14 protein-coding genes are annotated in these 16995 nt (G+C 48.3%); 3 read left to right on the top strand and 11 right to left on the bottom strand.

The features are described from left to right. Window position 1 precedes the first annotated feature (1 nt). The 7 genes from SHEWANA3_RS06165 to SHEWANA3_RS06135 form a co-directional block, all read right to left on the bottom strand. Window positions 2-796, bottom strand: a complete 795-nt coding sequence (locus tag SHEWANA3_RS06165; protein WP_011716263.1) for a DUF1365 domain-containing protein — start codon at window positions 794-796, stop codon at window positions 2-4. Beyond that, window positions 793-2043, bottom strand: a complete 1251-nt coding sequence (locus SHEWANA3_RS06160) for an FAD-dependent oxidoreductase (RefSeq protein WP_011716262.1) — start codon at window positions 2041-2043, stop codon at window positions 793-795. The genes SHEWANA3_RS06165 and SHEWANA3_RS06160 overlap by 4 nt, the downstream gene beginning before the upstream one ends. Further along, a complete protein-coding gene (locus SHEWANA3_RS06155) occupies window positions 2040-2840 on the bottom strand; it encodes an SDR family NAD(P)-dependent oxidoreductase (RefSeq protein WP_011716261.1) in 801 nt (266 codons plus the stop codon). The genes SHEWANA3_RS06160 and SHEWANA3_RS06155 overlap by 4 nt, the downstream gene beginning before the upstream one ends. Then, a complete protein-coding gene (locus tag SHEWANA3_RS06150; RefSeq protein ID WP_011625607.1) occupies window positions 2840-3286 on the bottom strand; it encodes a nuclear transport factor 2 family protein in 447 nt (148 codons plus the stop codon). The genes SHEWANA3_RS06155 and SHEWANA3_RS06150 overlap by 1 nt, the downstream gene beginning before the upstream one ends. A gap of 45 nt (window positions 3287-3331) precedes the next feature. Further along, complete coding sequence (phrB, locus tag SHEWANA3_RS06145) at window positions 3332-4813, bottom strand: deoxyribodipyrimidine photo-lyase (RefSeq protein ID WP_011716260.1); 1482 nt, start codon at window positions 4811-4813, stop codon at window positions 3332-3334. Further along, window positions 4803-5861 (bottom strand): MerR family transcriptional regulator, encoded by a 1059-nt coding sequence (locus tag SHEWANA3_RS06140; protein ID WP_011716259.1) that lies wholly within the window; start codon window positions 5859-5861, stop codon window positions 4803-4805. Before SHEWANA3_RS06140 ends, phrB begins: the two co-directional genes overlap by 11 nt. Window positions 5862-5933: 72 nt before the next feature. Further along, window positions 5934-6887, bottom strand: a complete 954-nt coding sequence (locus tag SHEWANA3_RS06135) for a DUF523 and DUF1722 domain-containing protein (RefSeq protein WP_011716258.1) — start codon at window positions 6885-6887, stop codon at window positions 5934-5936. Between the two features lie 201 nt (window positions 6888-7088). Between SHEWANA3_RS06135 and SHEWANA3_RS06130 the strand changes: the two genes are divergently transcribed. Further along, window positions 7089-7598: a hypothetical protein gene (locus SHEWANA3_RS06130; RefSeq protein WP_011716257.1), complete on the top strand. Its 510-nt coding sequence runs from the start codon at window positions 7089-7091 to the stop codon at window positions 7596-7598. Window positions 7599-7866: 268 nt separating this feature from the next. On the opposite strand, the gene SHEWANA3_RS06125 is transcribed toward SHEWANA3_RS06130, so the two are convergent. Together SHEWANA3_RS06125 and SHEWANA3_RS06120 are read right to left on the bottom strand one after the other, a co-directional pair. Continuing rightward, complete coding sequence (locus SHEWANA3_RS06125) at window positions 7867-9096, bottom strand: DEAD/DEAH box helicase (RefSeq protein ID WP_011716256.1); 1230 nt, start codon at window positions 9094-9096, stop codon at window positions 7867-7869. Window positions 9097-9245: 149 nt separating this feature from the next. Further along, entirely contained in the window at window positions 9246-11882 is a 2637-nt protein-coding gene (locus tag SHEWANA3_RS06120; RefSeq protein WP_011716255.1) for a bifunctional diguanylate cyclase/phosphodiesterase, read from the bottom strand. Between the two features lie 416 nt (window positions 11883-12298). Between SHEWANA3_RS06120 and SHEWANA3_RS06115 the strand changes: the two genes are divergently transcribed. Continuing rightward, the gene (locus tag SHEWANA3_RS06115; protein WP_011716254.1) at window positions 12299-14716 is read left to right on the top strand and encodes an ATP-binding protein; all 2418 of its coding nucleotides are present in this window, start codon (window positions 12299-12301) and stop codon (window positions 14714-14716) included. A gap of 66 nt (window positions 14717-14782) precedes the next feature. On the opposite strand, the gene SHEWANA3_RS06110 is transcribed toward SHEWANA3_RS06115, so the two are convergent. Further along, on the bottom strand, window positions 14783-15850 hold the full coding sequence (locus SHEWANA3_RS06110; protein ID WP_011716253.1) for an alkene reductase: 1068 nt from the start codon (window positions 15848-15850) through the stop codon (window positions 14783-14785). Between the two features lie 128 nt (window positions 15851-15978). Here SHEWANA3_RS06110 and SHEWANA3_RS06105 point away from each other — a divergent pair, with 128 nt between their 5' ends. Next, a complete protein-coding gene (locus SHEWANA3_RS06105; RefSeq protein WP_011716252.1) occupies window positions 15979-16560 on the top strand; it encodes a TetR/AcrR family transcriptional regulator in 582 nt (193 codons plus the stop codon). Between the two features lie 103 nt (window positions 16561-16663). On the opposite strand, the gene SHEWANA3_RS06100 is transcribed toward SHEWANA3_RS06105, so the two are convergent. Then, window positions 16664-16888, bottom strand: a complete 225-nt coding sequence (locus SHEWANA3_RS06100; RefSeq protein ID WP_011621944.1) for a TIGR02922 family protein — start codon at window positions 16886-16888, stop codon at window positions 16664-16666. Window positions 16889-16995 lie beyond the last annotated feature (107 nt).

The following is a 16995-nucleotide window of genomic DNA, read 5'->3' as shown; positions in this document are numbered from 1 at the left end:
TTTATTTCTCCACTTGGGCTGGATGTGGCACAAAAGGTACGCGCTTAAAGAACAGCTTTAACGCCTGCCAATAAATCCCGCCGAAAATTTTCAGCGTCATAAATGGAAAGCGAAACAACAAGGCGCGAAGGGATTGAGCATTGATAGCTTGGCGAGTCATCGACAGGCTGGCATTGAACAAACGCTTACCCGACTGGTTCGGTAGATTCTCGATGCCAATGTTTAAACGTTCAGCGGGCGGTTCAACATGCCATTGGTAGCGCATATCGAGGTTCATAAAAGGCGAAACGTGAAACACTTTATCCGTAGTTTTAGGGACGGATAAATCCACTAAATAACAGTGACGTTGGTCCCACGGGGTGTTACTCACTTCGGCAAGCATATATAGAGGCTGTTGTGCTTGATAACAAAAGTAAAAATTCACAGGGCTGAAATACACGCCAAAGTGGCGAATCTGCCCAACAAACAACACTCTGTCGCATGGTTGGTGACCGCCTAACTCAGCAACTTGCTCAAGCACCCGCTGCTTAAGGGCATAGCTGCTTGGCTCGTTTATCTCAAGCTGTCGGCTCTGGTTATCCCTTGTCGTAAAAGTGCAAAGGTAATCCTTGGGATTAAATCTGAGCAGAGCGCGCCGCTGACTGGCGAAACTGCGCCCCATGGCACTGATGCTATCGACCTCGTCTAAATCAATCGCCAGCAACGCCATTTGGTAGCTAAAGTGATGTTTTACTGGCGTATAGCGACTATGGGTCACGCTGCCGTAGTAAATCCCGCTATTGAGCTCACTACTCATAGCGTAACCCCAAAGTGAACGCACACATCTAAGGCGCTGCGGACACCGTCTTCATGGAAACCATTGTGCCAATAGGCACCCGCAAAATGGGTATGGTTTTGTCCCGAGATTTCTTCCCGGCGCGCCTGCGCCTGCAAACTCTGCTCATTAAACACAGGGTGCGCATAGTTAAAACGGCGCAGAATTTTGGCTTCGTCAATCAGCTCAGTCTGGTTAAGCGTTACGCAAAAGGTTGGCGCATCGCTTGGTAGGCGCTGCAGAATATTCATATTGTAAGTCACAGAGGCGGGGCGATTTTGATTGCCATCCAAACGATAATTCCAGCTGGCCCACGCCGCCTTACGCTTAGGTAAAAGGTTGGTATCTGTATGTAAAACCACCTCATTATTTTGATACTGCAAGTCACCCAGAATCGCTTTTTCAGCCGAGCTGGCATCGGTTAACATCTTAAGCGCTTGGTCGCTATGACAAGCGAGGATCACCTCATCGAATTCCTGCCACTCACCATTCACATAGAGTTTAACGCCGTCAGCATGGCGTTCGATGGCACTCACTGGGCTGTTTAAATGCAGATTGTCTTTAAAAGGGGCAATTAAATCCGGAATATAACTGCGTGAGCCGCCCTTGAGCACATACCATTGCGGTCTGTTACTGACGTTTAATAAGCCATGGTGCTCAAAGAAACGGATAAAGAAGCGCAGCGAAAAGGCGCGCATATCCTCGATGCTTGATGACCAAATTGCCGCGCCCATCGGCAAAATATAATGTTCGGCAAAAAAAGGAGAAAACTGCTCGCGGTCGAGAAACTCACCCAAGTTGCCAGCGGGGTAATTATCCTGCTGATAAATCGCCTTGCAGCTTTTATTAAACCGCACAATTTCATTTAAAAAGGCCCAAAAGCGCGGATTCAGGAGGTTACGCTTTTGGGCAAACAAACTGGCAACGTTATGGCCATTGTACTCAAGCCCCGTCAGGGCGTTGTGCACACTAAAACTCATTTCGGTCGGTAAAATACTGACATTTAAACGGGCTAACAGCCGCTCAAAACGGGGATAGGTTCGGTCGTTAAACACGATAAAACCAGTGTCTATCGCATAGTGTTTACCAAGATGCTCCACATCCACGGTCGCGGTATGGCCGCCTATATAGTCATTGGCCTCAAACACAGTAACCTTGTGGGATTGGCTGAGTAGATAGCCACAGGTCAGCCCTGAAATTCCCGTCCCTACAATGGCAATATTTTTCATCGTCCTGCATCCTTAAGTGCCTTCGGCTGGTTATCCCGTTGGATCATTTTTTGCCAAACCAAGGCTGGTAGAAATGACATCAATTTCAATAAATAAGTAAATCGTTTAGGGAAATAGATCTCGGTTACGCCGCGCGAGAGCCCACGGCGAATTGCCGTTGACGCCGCCTTTACATCAACTTGCATCGGCATGGCAAAATCATTCTTGGCCGTTAGAGGCGTTGCCACAAATCCTGGACAAATCACACTCACAGATATCCCGTGTTGAGCAAGGTCAAGCCTTAGGCTAGCGGCCAAGTACTGCACGCCCGCCTTAGAAGCGCCATAGGCCTCCGCGCGGGGAAAGGCTAAATACGTCGCGCTCGAACTCATCAGTGCCAAGCGCGCGCCTCTTGGCATTAAGGGTAAAAACGCACCGAGGCAGAAGCCCATGGCTATCAGATTGGTGTGCACGACACGCTCAAACAATCTGTCGTCGAAGTGTTTAGCGTCATCGATATACTCGCAGCCACCCGCATTGAGGATTACTAAATCCAGCTGACAGGCGCACTGAGTCAGTAAATCTTTGATACGGAGAGCATTCTCTTGGACTTGGCTGCGCTCATTAATATCAAAGCTGATACAAGTCGCCCCAATCAGCACGGTTTCGGCAAGGGCATCGAGTTTGGCTTTGTCTCGCCCGCAGGCAATCACATGCCAGCCTGCGGCGAGATAATCCTTGGCTAATTGCAGCCCAATTCCCGAGCTTGCCCCTGTGATCAGCACAGTGTTGATTTTGTGGTTCTGCACAGAGGTCATCACTTTGCCGCCCTGTCTTTAAGCAGGCGAATCAGACCGCCCATGCAGGGCAAATGCTCATACAACATTTGCCCTAAGTCGAAATAATCCCGATGAAAGTAAATCCGCTGATGAAACTTAAGCTGACTCATACCATCGACCCGGATGAGTTCGCCCTTGTTTAACTTAGGATGGCGATATTGCATCTGCCAGAATAGCGAAGCTTGGGAGTCATCTTGCAATACTTCTTTGATTTCAAAGTGAATATAGCCAACGTTTTTGTAGAGTTTGGCAAAATACTCAGTCAAAGCAGTTAAACCATTCACTTGATGCATAGGATCGATAAAACAAATATTGTCATCATAGACCTGAGCCAACAGATGCAGATTGTCCTTGTTTAATGCTTGATAGAGCGCGATAAACTCATCAACCACACCGCTCTGTTCAATCTTCGCTTGGTTTATCATCCAGATAACTCCCTAAGGGATAAGTTGTAAGGTTGAGCCTATGGCCTAGGCCTTTTTCAGCACCCCAAGTACCGCCAGCGCCCTCGCCCTTGCCGCATTGTGCTCCACAATCGCACAGGGATAAGCTGAGTCAGACTCCAGCATTGGCGCCTCAAATAACGAAGGCGTTTTTTGCATATTGGGTTGGTGCAAACGCTTGATTCCCCAAGATGCCAGCTCTGGTAAGTACTTACGGATAAAGCTGCCATCTGGATCAAACTTTTCGCTCTGGCTGATGGGATTAAAAATGCGGAAATAAGGCTGAGCATCACAGCCACAGCCCGCCGACCATTGCCAGCCACCGTTATTGGCCGCCAGATCGCCGTCGATAAGGTGCTGGCGGAAATAGCGTTCACCCCAGCGCCAATCGATAAGCAAGTGTTTGGTTAAAAAGCTCGCCACCACCATGCGCAGCCGATTGTGCATCCAGCCGGTTTGATTGAGCTGGCGCATCGCCGCATCCACAATCGGATAACCGGTTTTGCCCTCGCACCACGCTAAAAACTCAGCTTGGTTGTTACGCCACTGCACATGATCGGCCTGACGATTAAAGTTGTGCCCCTTGGATAAATCAGGAAAAGCCACCAACAAATGACGATAAAACTCCCGCCAGATAAGCTCATTCAACCAGGTTCGCCCAGGGCTAGTATCATCGACAATCACATCGGGAAAACGCCCAAGCAGCGCCGCAATACATTGCCTTGGGCTGAGCACGCCTAGCGCCAAATAAGGGGAGATAACACTGGTGCCATCGAGAGCAGGAAAGTCCCTATCCTGCTTATAGTCTTGGACTTTCTGCTTAATAAATGCGGTAAGAATACGTTTTGCCTGCCCCTCTCCCGCCGCCCATTGCTCGCTCGAGGTTAGCTTGCTTGTCGATTGAAAACGCTCTTTAAAACTGATTGGCTTTGGTTCAGGTAACATAGGGCCAAGCGGCGCGGGCACAGCAAGCGGAAAAATGGCGCGTTTGGCGGCAATTTCTCGCCACTTGCGGCTAAAGGGCGTAAACACCTTATACATATCACCGCTTAAGTTAAGCACAGTACCTGGCGGCAATAGGCAATGCTCGTCGCTGAGCACTAAGGGGATACCCGTATCGAGACAGGCTTGGTCGCGCTTTTGCTCGTTGATTTCGGGTTCTCGCCCCGCAAATACCCGCTCAACCCCAAGTTTTTCGCAGTAACTTGCTAAAAAAGCGGGCACCTCTTTAAAGCTATCGAGCTGAATAAGCTCAAATTCAATCCCTAGGCTTGCCAGTCCTTGGGCAAGTAAATTCACATGCCGCTGGATAAAATCAATCTGGATCGGCGCCATATCGTGGCTGAGCCACTGGTTCGGAGTCGCAATATAAATCGCCCTGAGTTTTGCGCCAGGCGCTTGCCGCACCCAATCACAGGCGGCCGTCAGCGCTTGGTTATCCGTTAGACGCAGATCCTGACGAAACCACATCAACGCGTGCTTTGCCGCTGGGGTTTGATTATCGCTCATCGGCTTGCTCTCCTTGCTGCGCTTCAGCCGCGTTTTTCTGCTTGCGCAGCTGTTTCTTATGTTGCTCTTTTGCCGCCGAAACTTGGCTAACCCATTCAGCCAAGTCTGGCGCCATAAACGCCGATAAGGCCGTTAGGGTCGGTGCAAAGGGTCCGATGAGATAACTGGGCTGAGCCATTTGTTCGAGCAAGCTTTGCAGCTCAAAGATTTTCGATGGCGGATGATTCGCCTCAGGCAGTAGCAAGACAGCATCTACCTTGAGCCGATTGTTGATAAGCCCAAGGCTTGTGGTGTCGAGCACGCCAAGGTTAATGACTGACACTCTTAACTCGGCAAGTTCTAAGCGTAAAACCAGGCAATACAAGCGATTAGTGATACTCGAATTCATTATATTAGAATGAGTCATGTTCGACTGACCGCTAAGCTGCTCGGCCGTTTTTTGCCCTTGGACAGATGGCAAACACACTAGACCGATTTGCGCCAAACTGGCCTGCCCGGCAAAACTGGCGCGCCCTCCAATGCGGCTGGCTAACTCGCTCTCTAACCATGTAAGCAACAGCTCGGCATCTAAACGAGGCTCAAGCAACGCAGGTAACTGTGCCATCCAAGCCTGCAGCAATTTTTGCTTAACCAATTGAAAGGGATATAAACCTAGGGCTTCATCAAGGATTTGGTGCAGCTTTTGTTGATCCAGTTCAAACAGCGCACTATTTAAAGCTGTGATCTGCTCCTGCCACAAATCCCCTTCTTGCAGTGCAGTGCTGTCGGCATTGGTCGCAAGTGCCGAACTCATCAATAAAGGTTTGACCTTACTGATGGCGACCCCCTTGGCTAACCAGGCATTGATCTCATGGATTTGTTGAATATTTTCAGGTGTGTATAACCTATGGCCCTTAGGCGTGCGCGCAGGAATGACCAGCCCAAAGCGGCGCTGCCATGCTCTTAGCGTTACCGCATTTACCCCTGTGAGTAGCGACACTTCGCCGATTGGAAGTAGCTCGCGACTCTCGAGGTTTTCGGCCTCAACCTTTGAATCATCTCGTTTCATATCATCACTTAACTTGTTAATTTTGATGCATTATCTAATCGCTCAAGCGCAGGTCTAGGCTAGTACCTGTGATTAATAGGCATAGCGCAGCTTTAATTCCTCAGGGTGAGGATTTAAGTACACTTGATCCTCAATATAGGGGGTAGGAAATTGACGCAAATAGTGGTTAATCAAGGTGATTGGCACCAGCAAAGGGAGAAGCCCTTGGCGATATTTCATTATCATTTCAGACAGTTCCAACTTCTGTTCCTTATTCAAATGCTTTTTAAAATAGCCCTGAATATGCTGTAAGGTGCTGGTATGGTTTCGACGGGTGGCATTGATTTTTAAGGCGGTCATAAAGCCCGCAAAATAGCGCTCAGCGGTTTGAGCTAAGTCTTCAATATTGGCCACTATCGGCCCAAGCTCGCGGTACCATTTGGGGCTATGGGCCATCAACAGATACTTATAGCGGGAGTGAAACTTGACTAGCTTGTGCTTAGTTAAGCCTTCATGACACATTCTGTGCCAGTCATGATAGGCATAGACTCGGGTAAAAAAGTTCTCCCGCAGCACCATATCGTGCAGACGACCTTCTTCTTCAACCGGTAGATAGGGGTAACGCTCCATCAACTTACGGGCAAACACTCCAATCCCTGATTTAGTGCCATTATTGGTGCCAATTTTGTACTCGGTCACCCGCTCCATACCGCAGGTCGGCGATTTAGCGCAGAGTAAGTAACCGCCTAAAAAGCCTAATTCCTCAACCTTTTGCTCGCTAAAGCGATTGAGTTTGTCGGTGACATCTAAGCTGCCATCACCACTCTGCACGCGGATCAGCTCACCATCGCGCACTAATCGAATGCTTTTTCGCGGTGCACCTAGGCCAATCGCCATTTCTGGACACAAGGGAACATAATTAAAAAATGGGGCAATCTCTTGATTACAATAGGAAGAATTTTTATGCCCACCGTCAAAGCGCACCTTCTCCCCTAATAAGCAGGCACTGATCCCGATTTGAATTCGCTGCGGATTAAACTTGTACATAATGCTATTCCTTGTATCACTTTGAATAATATTACGGACCATTCTTGTACAAGGATCAAGTTTTTGTACAAATTTTTATAAAAATTTCCTGACGCTAAAAATCCAACGAAAGTCGCTAGGGCTTGGCCCTGATATTGCTTAGTTTATTCGCCCGATTGGCGCGGCATCAGGAAGTAAACATCGACGAGGGAGAATAGGGAAATGACGGCCATCAATCCCAATAGCTATGCAGCCATTGCACTAAGCCAGCTAAAATCGGCTCAGACTCAACAAACGCAGGGCGTACCAAGCACTTCGGAAAGTTCGAGACCTCAAATGACAGCTCCGCAAGATACTGTCACCCTATCGGGCGGCGTGACTCGAAGCTCTGAAACCAGTGATACCTATAGCCAGCTTGCGCCCAATGCCAAACAACATTACACCAGCAATGTGCAAAATATTGCCGATACAGAAGAGAGCGCAAAACCCGAAGACAGATTAGCGGAGGCCATGCAGGCAATCCTCGATAAACGCACCGGAGTCGACAGGGAAAAACTGAAGCAACTAGAAGAAGAAATGGCGAAAATTGCCGCCAATGACAGCTTATCCGAGGAAGAAAAGGCCAAGCAGATAGCGCTACTCGAAGCCCAAAAAACTGAGCTAATTAAAGAAGCGACTGAAAAAAATGAAGAGCGGCAACGTAATAACCAAGCTGAAGTCTATTTTAGTTAATGCTTAACATTTTTCGCTAAGAACCTGAAAAATAAGACCTTTACAAGCAAGTTACTAGACACACAATGAGCGAGATGCGACCCCAAATGCCATCGGCAGCGTGAGAGCCGTGAAAGATTAGTAAACTGCCACGCAAGAGAACCGCAGAATCGTCAACGGTTGAAAAACAAAAATCCGCCCCATCTCTGGGGCGGATAAGTATCTAAATCAGGACTTTTGATAACGCTTTAAACCCACAAGCTTAGCCATACGCGATAGCAAACTAGCGTTACCGTTTCTTGCCGCCTAGGGCGCGCTTCTTAGCTCGCTGTTTTTGAGCCGCTTTACTATTGCGTCTTGGCTCGGGCTCCATTTTATTAAAATCAGGTTCAAAGCCGGGATACCATTGCTGCGGCAGGCGTTTATCGAGCAATGCTTCTACCTCTTCAAGCAGCAGTGCATCCTCTTGGCTAAAGAGCGTAATCGCTAAACCAGCGCTACCCGCACGCCCAGTGCGACCGATACGGTGGATATAATCTTCGGCAATAAAGGGCAGTTCGAAATTAATTACATACTGCAAGTCAGCAATATCGAGGCCACGAGCGGCGACATCGGTCGCGACTAAAACCTGCACTAGTCCTTGTTTAAAATCCTTTAAAACCTTCTCCCTTGCGCCTTGGGATAAGTCACCGTGAAATGCCTGCGTTGCCACCCCGAGTTGATTGAGCTGAGTGGTCAGCTTATCGACACCCTGCTTAGTGCGGCTAAAGATCAGCACTTGCTGCCAATTTTTACTGCGCACTAAATGGCTGACAAACTCGGTTTTACGGTCACTGTCGATGGCATAGACCCGCTGCTCCACCTGTGCGGCCGTGGTATTGCGTTTCGCGACTTCGATAAGCTTAGGATCACGGAGCAGATTTTTACTAAAACCGAAAATCGAATCGTCTAAGGTGGCCGAGAACAGCAGTGTCTGTCGCTGCGCGGGCACTTGCTTGAGCACCGCTTTGATTTCATCCATAAATCCCATATCGAGCATACGGTCGGCTTCATCAAATACCAGCACACTCAAACGCTTAAGGTTAAGTGCACCTTGACGCAGGTGATCGAGCAGGCGCCCAGGCGTCGCGATAAGCACATCGATGCCAGCCTTAAATTCGGCTTGCTGAGCCTCGATACTCACGCCGCCGTAGGCAATCCCAACACGAATATCCGTGCCTTTGGCATATTTCACAAAACTCTGCTGCACTTGCACCGCCAACTCACGAGTCGGCACTAGCACTAGGGCTCGAACATCTTTAGGGGCATCTTGGCTTTCGTTATCGATGAGTAATTGTTGCAAAATTGGGAGAGCAAAGGCTGCGGTTTTTCCCGTTCCCGTTTGTGCGCCCGCCATCACATCCTGTTTTGCCAAAATAGCGGGAATGGCTTCAATTTGGATGGGCGTGGGCTGCTGATAGCCAAGTTCGGCTAAGGTATTCACTAACTGAGAATGTAAGGAAAGCGCGCTAAAAGACATGGAAGATCACCAAAAACAATAATGGCGCCATGTTAACAGACAGCCGCTAGAGCGACCAGTTGCATTGCATCTGTCAGTTGCTCACGGCGTTAATCGTGCCTAATCAGCCTTATGGTCGATAGGCACGCTTAGGCTTTCACTAGACGCGCTTAAGCTTTCGCTAAAAACGCCTCAACATCCGCGGGTAATAGCGGACGGCTGAAGAGATACCCCTGCGCCTGATCGCACAGGTTTTGGGTTAAAAACTCAGCCTGTGCTTGAGTCTCAACCCCTTCTGCCACTATCTCTAACTTGAGCGCATGCCCTAGGGCAATTACGGCTTTAGCGATAGCGGTATTGTTGGTGTCGAAGGGGATATCCCGCACAAAGGATTGGTCAATTTTAAGCTTATGAATCGGCAGTTTTTTCAGATAGTTAAGAGAGGAATAACCGGTTCCAAAATCGTCGACCGAAAGCTCAATGCCAAGATCCCCTAGCAGCTTTAAGTCGCGAATCGCCACATCGGGATTGTGCATCATCACGCTTTCAGTCACTTCAAGCTCAAGGCAAGTGGCGGGCAATCCTGTTTGCGTCAGGATGCGTTTCACATCCTCGACAAAGGAGCTACGTTGTAGCTGTTGTCCGGCAACGTTAACGGCAATTCGGCCAAAAGGTTTCCCCTCGGTAAGCCAACGCACGCCTTGAAGGCAAGCGGTTTCGAGCACCCACAAACCAATATCGTAAATCAGCCCGATTTTCTCGGCGACGGGAATAAACACCCCAGGGGAAATTTGCCCTAATATGGGGTCATTCCAACGCAGTAACGCCTCAACCCCTATGGTTTTACGACTGACTAAATCCAATTTAGGCTGATACATCAAATACAAAGCGTTCTGCTCAAGGGCGCCATAAAGCGCACTCTGCAGTTTTAGATGCTCAAATGATTGCTTAGTGAGCGACTCAGTGTAAAAGGCAAAGTTATTGCGGCCCTCACTCTTAGCGCGGTACATGGCGGCATCGGCGTTACGCAGTAAGGTATCGGCATTACTGCCATCATCGGGATAGATGGACACTCCCATACTGGCTGTCAGACGCAGATGATCCCCAGTGCTCACCACAAAGGGCTGTTCAAAAACTTGGCGTAATTGGTTAATGGCCGCGGCGGCATCCTCATGGCTTTGAATTCCCGAGATCAGTGCTACAAACTCATCGCCGCCAATTCGCGACAACACATCTTGCTCTTGCAGCTGACTGCGTAACCGCTTAGCCAGCTCCACCAGCATTTCGTCACCAATACTGTGGCCGAAACTGTCGTTAATGTGTTTAAACAAATCCACATCAATAAACACTGTGGCTAGTTGGGCATTGAGCCTTTTTGCATGTCTGAGTTCCTGTTTGAGCTGCATCATCAGCTTCATGCGGTTTGGCAGATGGGTCAAAGGATCGAAATAAGCTAAATGGGCTAGCTGGGCCTCGCTCTGCTTTTGAGCGGAAATATCGGAAAATACCGCCACAAAATAGCGCACATCACCTAACTCATCATAAATGGTGCTGATGGTGATATTTTGCGGGAAGATAGTGCCATCCTTGCGGCGATTCCAAATTTCGCCATTCCACTTACCCGTCTCGAGTAAGTGATTCCACATGGCATCGAAAAAGGCTTTCTCGTGGCGACCCGAGTTAAATAATCGTGGATTTTGACCGAGCAACTCTTCCCGAGAGTAGCCAGTGATTTCATAGAAGGCACCATTCACATCGGTGATATTGCCATGCCTGTCGGTGATCACCACACCTTCGAGGGTATGTTTAAACACATTGGTCGCCAGCGTGAGCTGCTCTTCAACCTCTTTATGCTTGGAGATATTGCGGGTCATGCCTATGACACCGGCAAGTGCGCCCTCAGAGGTCATTGCTGGAATTTTAAGGGTTTCTAACCATAAGTGTTTATTCTGTTTTTCACCGTCTAAACACTCGGCGACGATAATCGGTGTCCCCGCTTCAATGGCAAGCCTATCACCATTGAGAAAAATCTCGGCGATTTCTTTACCAAAAAGGTCTTCATCCGTCTTGCCAACAATTTCACTGCGGGGCAACTCCCAGGCTTTCTCCACACTGTGGTTGCAGATGGTGTAAACACCTTGGGAATTTTTGACCCAAATATGCTCTTCAAAACTATCGATAAAGGTTTGTAAGTCAATCACATCGGGCGCATAAACTTGCCCACGCTGCATATCCAACGCCTGTTTTTGCTGCTTTAACCACTCGCTCAAATTAAGTTGCAGGCTATTGACCGTTAGAGACGCAAGTTGCAACGCCCTATCCCCTAAATGTAGAGGATCGCTGTGATATACACATAAGACGCCAAAATGTGCCCCCGAGGTCCAGAGGATCGGCAGGTAAATTAAGCTCCCGAGCCCAGTGTCGCACCATTGCTGATTCGCGCTGATATCTTGGATAAGGGCGTGCTGATAGGCACTGCCGCTGCGGATATCCTCAGGCAGATTTACCTGATGGTGGCTAAAAGTACGTGATTCATTAAAGGGGTTATCAGCAGCGTCTACAGAGGAAGCGACTTTGACCTTAGGGGTGGCATTTTGATGTAAGGTTAAATGCGCTTGGAGATTAAAATGCCTAATAAGGGCTTCAATATCAGCCAATTTGCATTGTGCTGACTGTACAAGTACGCGATAGTCACCCGCCGCGCTGGCTTGTAAAATCACCGCATGCGACTGCGTTATATCGGCAATCAACTGCAAGTCGTTTGCCCAATCCGTCAACTGTTTTTGTGAAATTGCAACATCAATCATAAGCTTGCTTACTGTAGCCTCTACAATTCCATTTTATTGAGGACATCACTCGCCCTCACCTTCACACGCCGCAATCCAGCCTTGATAGCCACCAGCTTAGATTCATCGCTTTAAGCGTTTCTACGCGCTAACCCGCACAGCATCTGGGTAGATATTACCGCAGACACTCAATCATCGTCATTCACTAATACATAAATATTTGACTCAATCGCCGATTACTTTGTTTCAAATAACGCTCCGAGGAAACCAGCAAATCTAACACAATGAAAAGCAATGCTTTTTCATCTTGTCGTTCTGCAAAAAACCATGTATCAGCCACAACACTGATTTAAAGACAAATTACCGCCTTTTGATTGACAACAACATTATCCTATTGTCTACAATGGAAATAATCAGGATGAAAAACAAGGATCTCTATGCCTACCGTGCCCACAGCAACACCCGCCATCCCGTTAACGAGTCAACAGCTTTATCGTAAATCCGAACTTAAACAGCTTAACCCTGAGTGTCAGTCTACCGCTCAGCTCACGCCACTCGATGATATTGTCGGTCAAGAACGTGCCCAACAGGCGGTGGAATTCGCCATGGGGATCAAGGAAAAGGGCTATAACATTTATGCGATTGGCCAAAACGGCTTAGGTAAACGTACTATGATGCTGCGTTACCTAAATCGCCATGATCCCATTGAACCGTCACTGTTTGACTGGTGCTATGTGGTTAACTTTGACGATACCCGCAGTCCTAAAGTGCTCAAGCTGACCGCAGGAACGGGGCAAGAGTTTAAAAAGTCCATCGAAAAACTCATGCTAAAACTGGTCAAAGCGCTGCCCTTAGCCTTCGATAACGAAATGTATTATGCCCGAGCTGAAAAGCTCAAAAGCCAACTAGCACAAAAACAAGAAGCCGCGCTGACAGAGCTGAGTGAAGAAGCCAAACAGAAAAACATTAGCCTCAGTTTAACCCTGCAGGGCGATTATCAAATGGTTGCCCTCAATGGCGAAGAGCCCCATGACGAGGTCTCCTTTGGCGCCTTAACCGAAGCCGAGCGCGCCCAGTTTGAAAGCAATATCAATGGGCTCGAAGTTAAACTTCGCGGCATCATTCGACAAAATACCGAATGGGAAGAAGAGTTTAGCGATACCCAACAGGAACACGACGAACAAGTCGCTAAAGATGTGCTGGTGCACTTTTTCAAACCCTTGAAAGACAAATACAAACATCAGCCCGAAGTCAGAGCCTTCTTAACGGGGATGCAGTCGGATATCTTAAGTAATTTAGATATTTTCCTTGAGGAGAGTGAAGAGCAACTCGCCCTCGCCTACGCCTCCCTTGAAAAGAAAATGCCACGCCGCTATCAGGTCAACGTCATCGTATGCCAAGGGGAGCAAAAATTCCCGATTGTGGTCGAAGAAAGCCCAAGCTACCACAGCCTGTTTGGCTATGTTGAGAACGCTACCTTTAGGGGCACAGTGTTTACCGACTTCTCACTCATCCGCCCAGGAAGCTTACACAAGGCCAACGGTGGCGTGCTGTTGATGGATGCCATCAAAGTGCTGGAGCGCCCCTATGTGTGGGACGGCTTGAAACGCGCACTGCGCTCACGCAAGTTAGATTTAAGTTCCTTAGAGCGGGAAGTCTCACTGTCGGGCACTATCTCATTGGCGCCGGAACCTATTCCCTTAGATGTGAAGATCATTCTGTTTGGGGATCACGAAACCTATCAGCTTTTACAGCATTATGATCCTGATTTTAGTGAGTTATTTAGGATCACGGCCGATTTTGAAGATGTGATGGACAGAACCGATATCTCAGAGGCGCAATATGCACGATTTATTTCCAGCATAGTCCACGATAACAATATGTTGCACTGTGACCGCAGTGCCATCGCACGCATCATCGAATACAGTTCCCGTGAGGCGCAGGACCAACAAAAGCTGTCGCTGCATTCGGCAAACATCGCCAATCTGCTGAGGGAATCAAACTTCTGCGCTAAGGCCGCCGCAAGTCAATGTATTGAAAAACAGCACGTTGAGCAGGCACTGAAAAACCAAGAGCAACGGGTCTCACGCCTGCACGACAATATTATGGAGAGCTTTATCAACGGCACGACATTAATCAATACCCACGATAAAGTTGTCGGCCAAATCAATGCGTTATCAGTGATATCAACCTCAGATCATCAATTTGGTCTCCCGAATCGTATTACCGCAACCACCGCCTTCGGTAAGGGTGAAGTGCTGGATATTGAGCATAGGGTTAAGCTCGGTGGGCGCATTCACTCTAAAGGAGTGTTAATCCTGACGGCTTATTTGGCTTCGGTCCTTGGTAAAACCGCGCAAATCCCCCTCACCACCTATCTCACCTTCGAGCAATCCTACAGCGGTGTCGATGGTGATAGCGCCTCGATGGCCGAATGCTGCGCCATCATCTCCGCCATCAGTGAGTTGCCCTTAAGGCAGGATATTGCCATTACCGGATCGATGAATCAGTTTGGTGAGGCGCAACCCATCGGCGGCGTAAATGAAAAAATCGAAGGCTTTTTCGATGTGTGTAAGATTAAGGGCCGCTCATCGAGCCAAGGGGTAATTATTCCCGAGTCGAATATCGCCAACCTCATGTTACGCCAAGACATTGTGGAAGCGGTTGAGCGTGGAGAATTCCATATTTGGGCGATTAGCCATGTTACCCAAGCGATGGCACTACTCCTAGGTAAAACGGCGGCGACCTTAGGAGGCGATGATGGGAAACACGCAGGCCATTATGCCCCAGAGTGCGTATTTGGGATTGCCCAGCAGAAACTCAATGCCCTGAGGGCGCTCCCTAAAGCCAATTGATCGTTGAACCAAAAGCAAAAGGGTTAGCTAAGCTAACCCTTTCTTATCGGTAATTGCTGCTCTGAGTTACACCAAGCTTGCCAGCATTTCATCGCTATAGGTCACCAATTCATGACCTTGGCGCACTCTTGCCACATAATCAGGGTTGGCAATAAAGGGGCGACCAATCGCAATTAAATCAAACTTATCGGCGGCAATCGCTTCACTTGCCGATTGGGCGCTGTAGCCACCTACACCCACTAAGGTTTTGCCATAGTTAGCACGCACATAGCTTGAAACACGGCCATCTAAGTAATCAAACTCCATGCTGTCGTCGAAGATACCGATATGCACAAAGGCCAGTTCACGTTTTTCAAGCTCAGGTAATAGGTAGTCAAACACGGCGCGGTCACGGTTATCGACAGCCATATTGAAATAGGCGCCGGGAGAAATACGAAGACCGGTTCTGTCTTTACCAATACGCGCCGCAATCGCATCAACCACTTCTAAGGCAAAGCGTGACATATTGGCAGGTGTGCCGCCATATTCATCGGTACGACGGTTGCTGTCATGGTGTAAGAATGCATCGATTAGATATCCGTTTGCACCGTGGATCTCAACCCCATCGAATCCGGCTTCAATCGCGTTTTCAGCCGCTTTCGCATAATCGCGGACTAAGCCCTGAATATCTTCAAGAGTTGCCGCTTTTGGAGTGACATAGATCAGCTCACGCATTCTGGGCACACTGCCCTCTACTTTTTCTGCCGAAGGCGCCAGTACATCGCCGCCACCGAAGAAATGTGGGTGCGCGACACGGCCGGTATGCCATAACTGCACAAAAATCTTGCCGCCATTGGCATGCACACCATCCGTTACTTTACGCCAACCGGCGATCTGCGCTTGATTAAAAATGCCGGGCGTATTTGGGTAACCTTGACCATCAGGGCGAATGATCGTCGCTTCGGAGATAATCAATCCCGCTTCGGCGCGGCGAGCATAGTAAGCCACCATGTCATCGGTCGGCACTAAATCCGCATCGGCCATACAGCGCGTTAATGGCGCCATTAAGATACGGTTTTTTAAGGTAATAGTGTCATTAAGTTTGTAGGTATCGAATAAATTACCCACGGAATTCGCTGCATGTTCAATCGTCATTGGTGTTGCCCCATTCTTGAATGTGCATTCAAGATATTCTTATTTGAACGATCATTCAAGAACATTTTTGAATGTTTGTTCAAAATTAGTTAGAATCAGCACAAGTATCGGTGAGAGGTGACATTGCAATGCGAAACGCAGAGTTTGATAGGGCGCAGGTGCTCAGGGGAGCGATGGCCGCCTTTATGCACAAGGGATACACCAAAACCAGCATGCAGGATCTGACCCAAGCAACGGGATTACATCCCGGCTCCATTTATTGCGCTTTTAGTAATAAGCGTGGGTTGCTCATCGCCGCTATCGAGCAATATCAGCAGGATAGAGACGAGCAGTTCAAGCTTATCTTCTCCAATGGCCGTCCCGTGCTGGGTAATTTAAAGACCTACTTAGACAATATCGTGGTCGAATGTTTAAGCTGCGATAGCCAGCAAGCTTGTTTGCTCACTAAAGCCTTAAATGAAATTGCAGAGCAAGATGATGAAATCCAAAACATTATCAGTCAAAACCTCATGCTTTGGCAGTATGCGTTGACGGCACAATTTGAATTAGCGGACTCCCAAGGGATGTTGCATGGCGAGCTTAACAGTGAGCAGCGGGCGCAATACTTGATGATGGGCATTTATGGGTTAAGAACCTTTGCCCATACCCATCCGCAGGCGGAAATCCTACAGCAATTGGCCGATAAGTTGTTTGATGATGTCTGCAGATAAAAGCGGCGTGCTTAGTTAAGCCGCCCCAAAAACGCAAAAGGACGATAAATCCACTTATCGTCCTTTAAGTTTCAAGTGTTGCCAGTGCTATTTTTCGTTTTTATTAACCTATATTAGCCTGCGCAAATACCCGCTCACCGAGTGAGTTCAATATTTTACACTCACCTTCAAGCACGGCGATGATGGATTTTCCCTTACGAAAACTCGCAGGTATCATCACACGACCGGAATCGCTCACAGGTAAACCTTCTAACACCGCGTTGTGCATAATTAACCCGACTGGCGCGTCATAATACAAAACGGTAACTGTCGCTTGTGTTGCTTGCATAACTTTTAACTCACATTAAGCAGAATCTACTGCTATCGATCAAAGTGGCAAGAGTCTCCCTTCATCTCTTATAACAACAAAACTCCAAGATGCATTTTACCTTTTAA

Source organism: Shewanella sp. ANA-3 (assembly GCF_000203935.1).
Classification (GTDB): Bacteria; Pseudomonadota; Gammaproteobacteria; order Enterobacterales; family Shewanellaceae; genus Shewanella.
The sequence above is the reverse complement of the archived record's forward strand: the minus strand, read 5'-3'. Positions and strand labels throughout refer to the sequence as shown.

Coding starts and splice junctions, on each gene's coding strand:
- SHEWANA3_RS06140 (WP_011716259.1), bottom strand. CDS start 5,861: ATGAAACGAGATGATTCAAAGGTTGAGGCCGAAAACCTCGAGAGTCGC.
- SHEWANA3_RS06105 (WP_011716252.1), top strand. CDS start 15,979: ATGCGAAACGCAGAGTTTGATAGGGCGCAGGTGCTCAGGGGAGCGATG.
- SHEWANA3_RS06110 (WP_011716253.1), bottom strand. CDS start 15,850: ATGACGATTGAACATGCAGCGAATTCCGTGGGTAATTTATTCGATACC.
- SHEWANA3_RS06125 (WP_011716256.1), bottom strand. CDS start 9,096: ATGTCTTTTAGCGCGCTTTCCTTACATTCTCAGTTAGTGAATACCTTA.
- SHEWANA3_RS06155 (WP_011716261.1), bottom strand. CDS start 2,840: ATGACCTCTGTGCAGAACCACAAAATCAACACTGTGCTGATCACAGGG.
- SHEWANA3_RS06135 (WP_011716258.1), bottom strand. CDS start 6,887: ATGTACAAGTTTAATCCGCAGCGAATTCAAATCGGGATCAGTGCCTGC.
- SHEWANA3_RS06115 (WP_011716254.1), top strand. CDS start 12,299: ATGCCTACCGTGCCCACAGCAACACCCGCCATCCCGTTAACGAGTCAA.
- SHEWANA3_RS06165 (WP_011716263.1), bottom strand. CDS start 796: ATGAGTAGTGAGCTCAATAGCGGGATTTACTACGGCAGCGTGACCCAT.
- SHEWANA3_RS06100 (WP_011621944.1), bottom strand. CDS start 16,888: ATGCAAGCAACACAAGCGACAGTTACCGTTTTGTATTATGACGCGCCA.
- SHEWANA3_RS06130 (WP_011716257.1), top strand. CDS start 7,089: ATGACGGCCATCAATCCCAATAGCTATGCAGCCATTGCACTAAGCCAG.
- phrB (WP_011716260.1), bottom strand. CDS start 4,813: ATGAGCGATAATCAAACCCCAGCGGCAAAGCACGCGTTGATGTGGTTT.
- SHEWANA3_RS06150 (WP_011625607.1), bottom strand. CDS start 3,286: ATGATAAACCAAGCGAAGATTGAACAGAGCGGTGTGGTTGATGAGTTT.
- SHEWANA3_RS06160 (WP_011716262.1), bottom strand. CDS start 2,043: ATGAAAAATATTGCCATTGTAGGGACGGGAATTTCAGGGCTGACCTGT.
- SHEWANA3_RS06120 (WP_011716255.1), bottom strand. CDS start 11,882: ATGATTGATGTTGCAATTTCACAAAAACAGTTGACGGATTGGGCAAAC.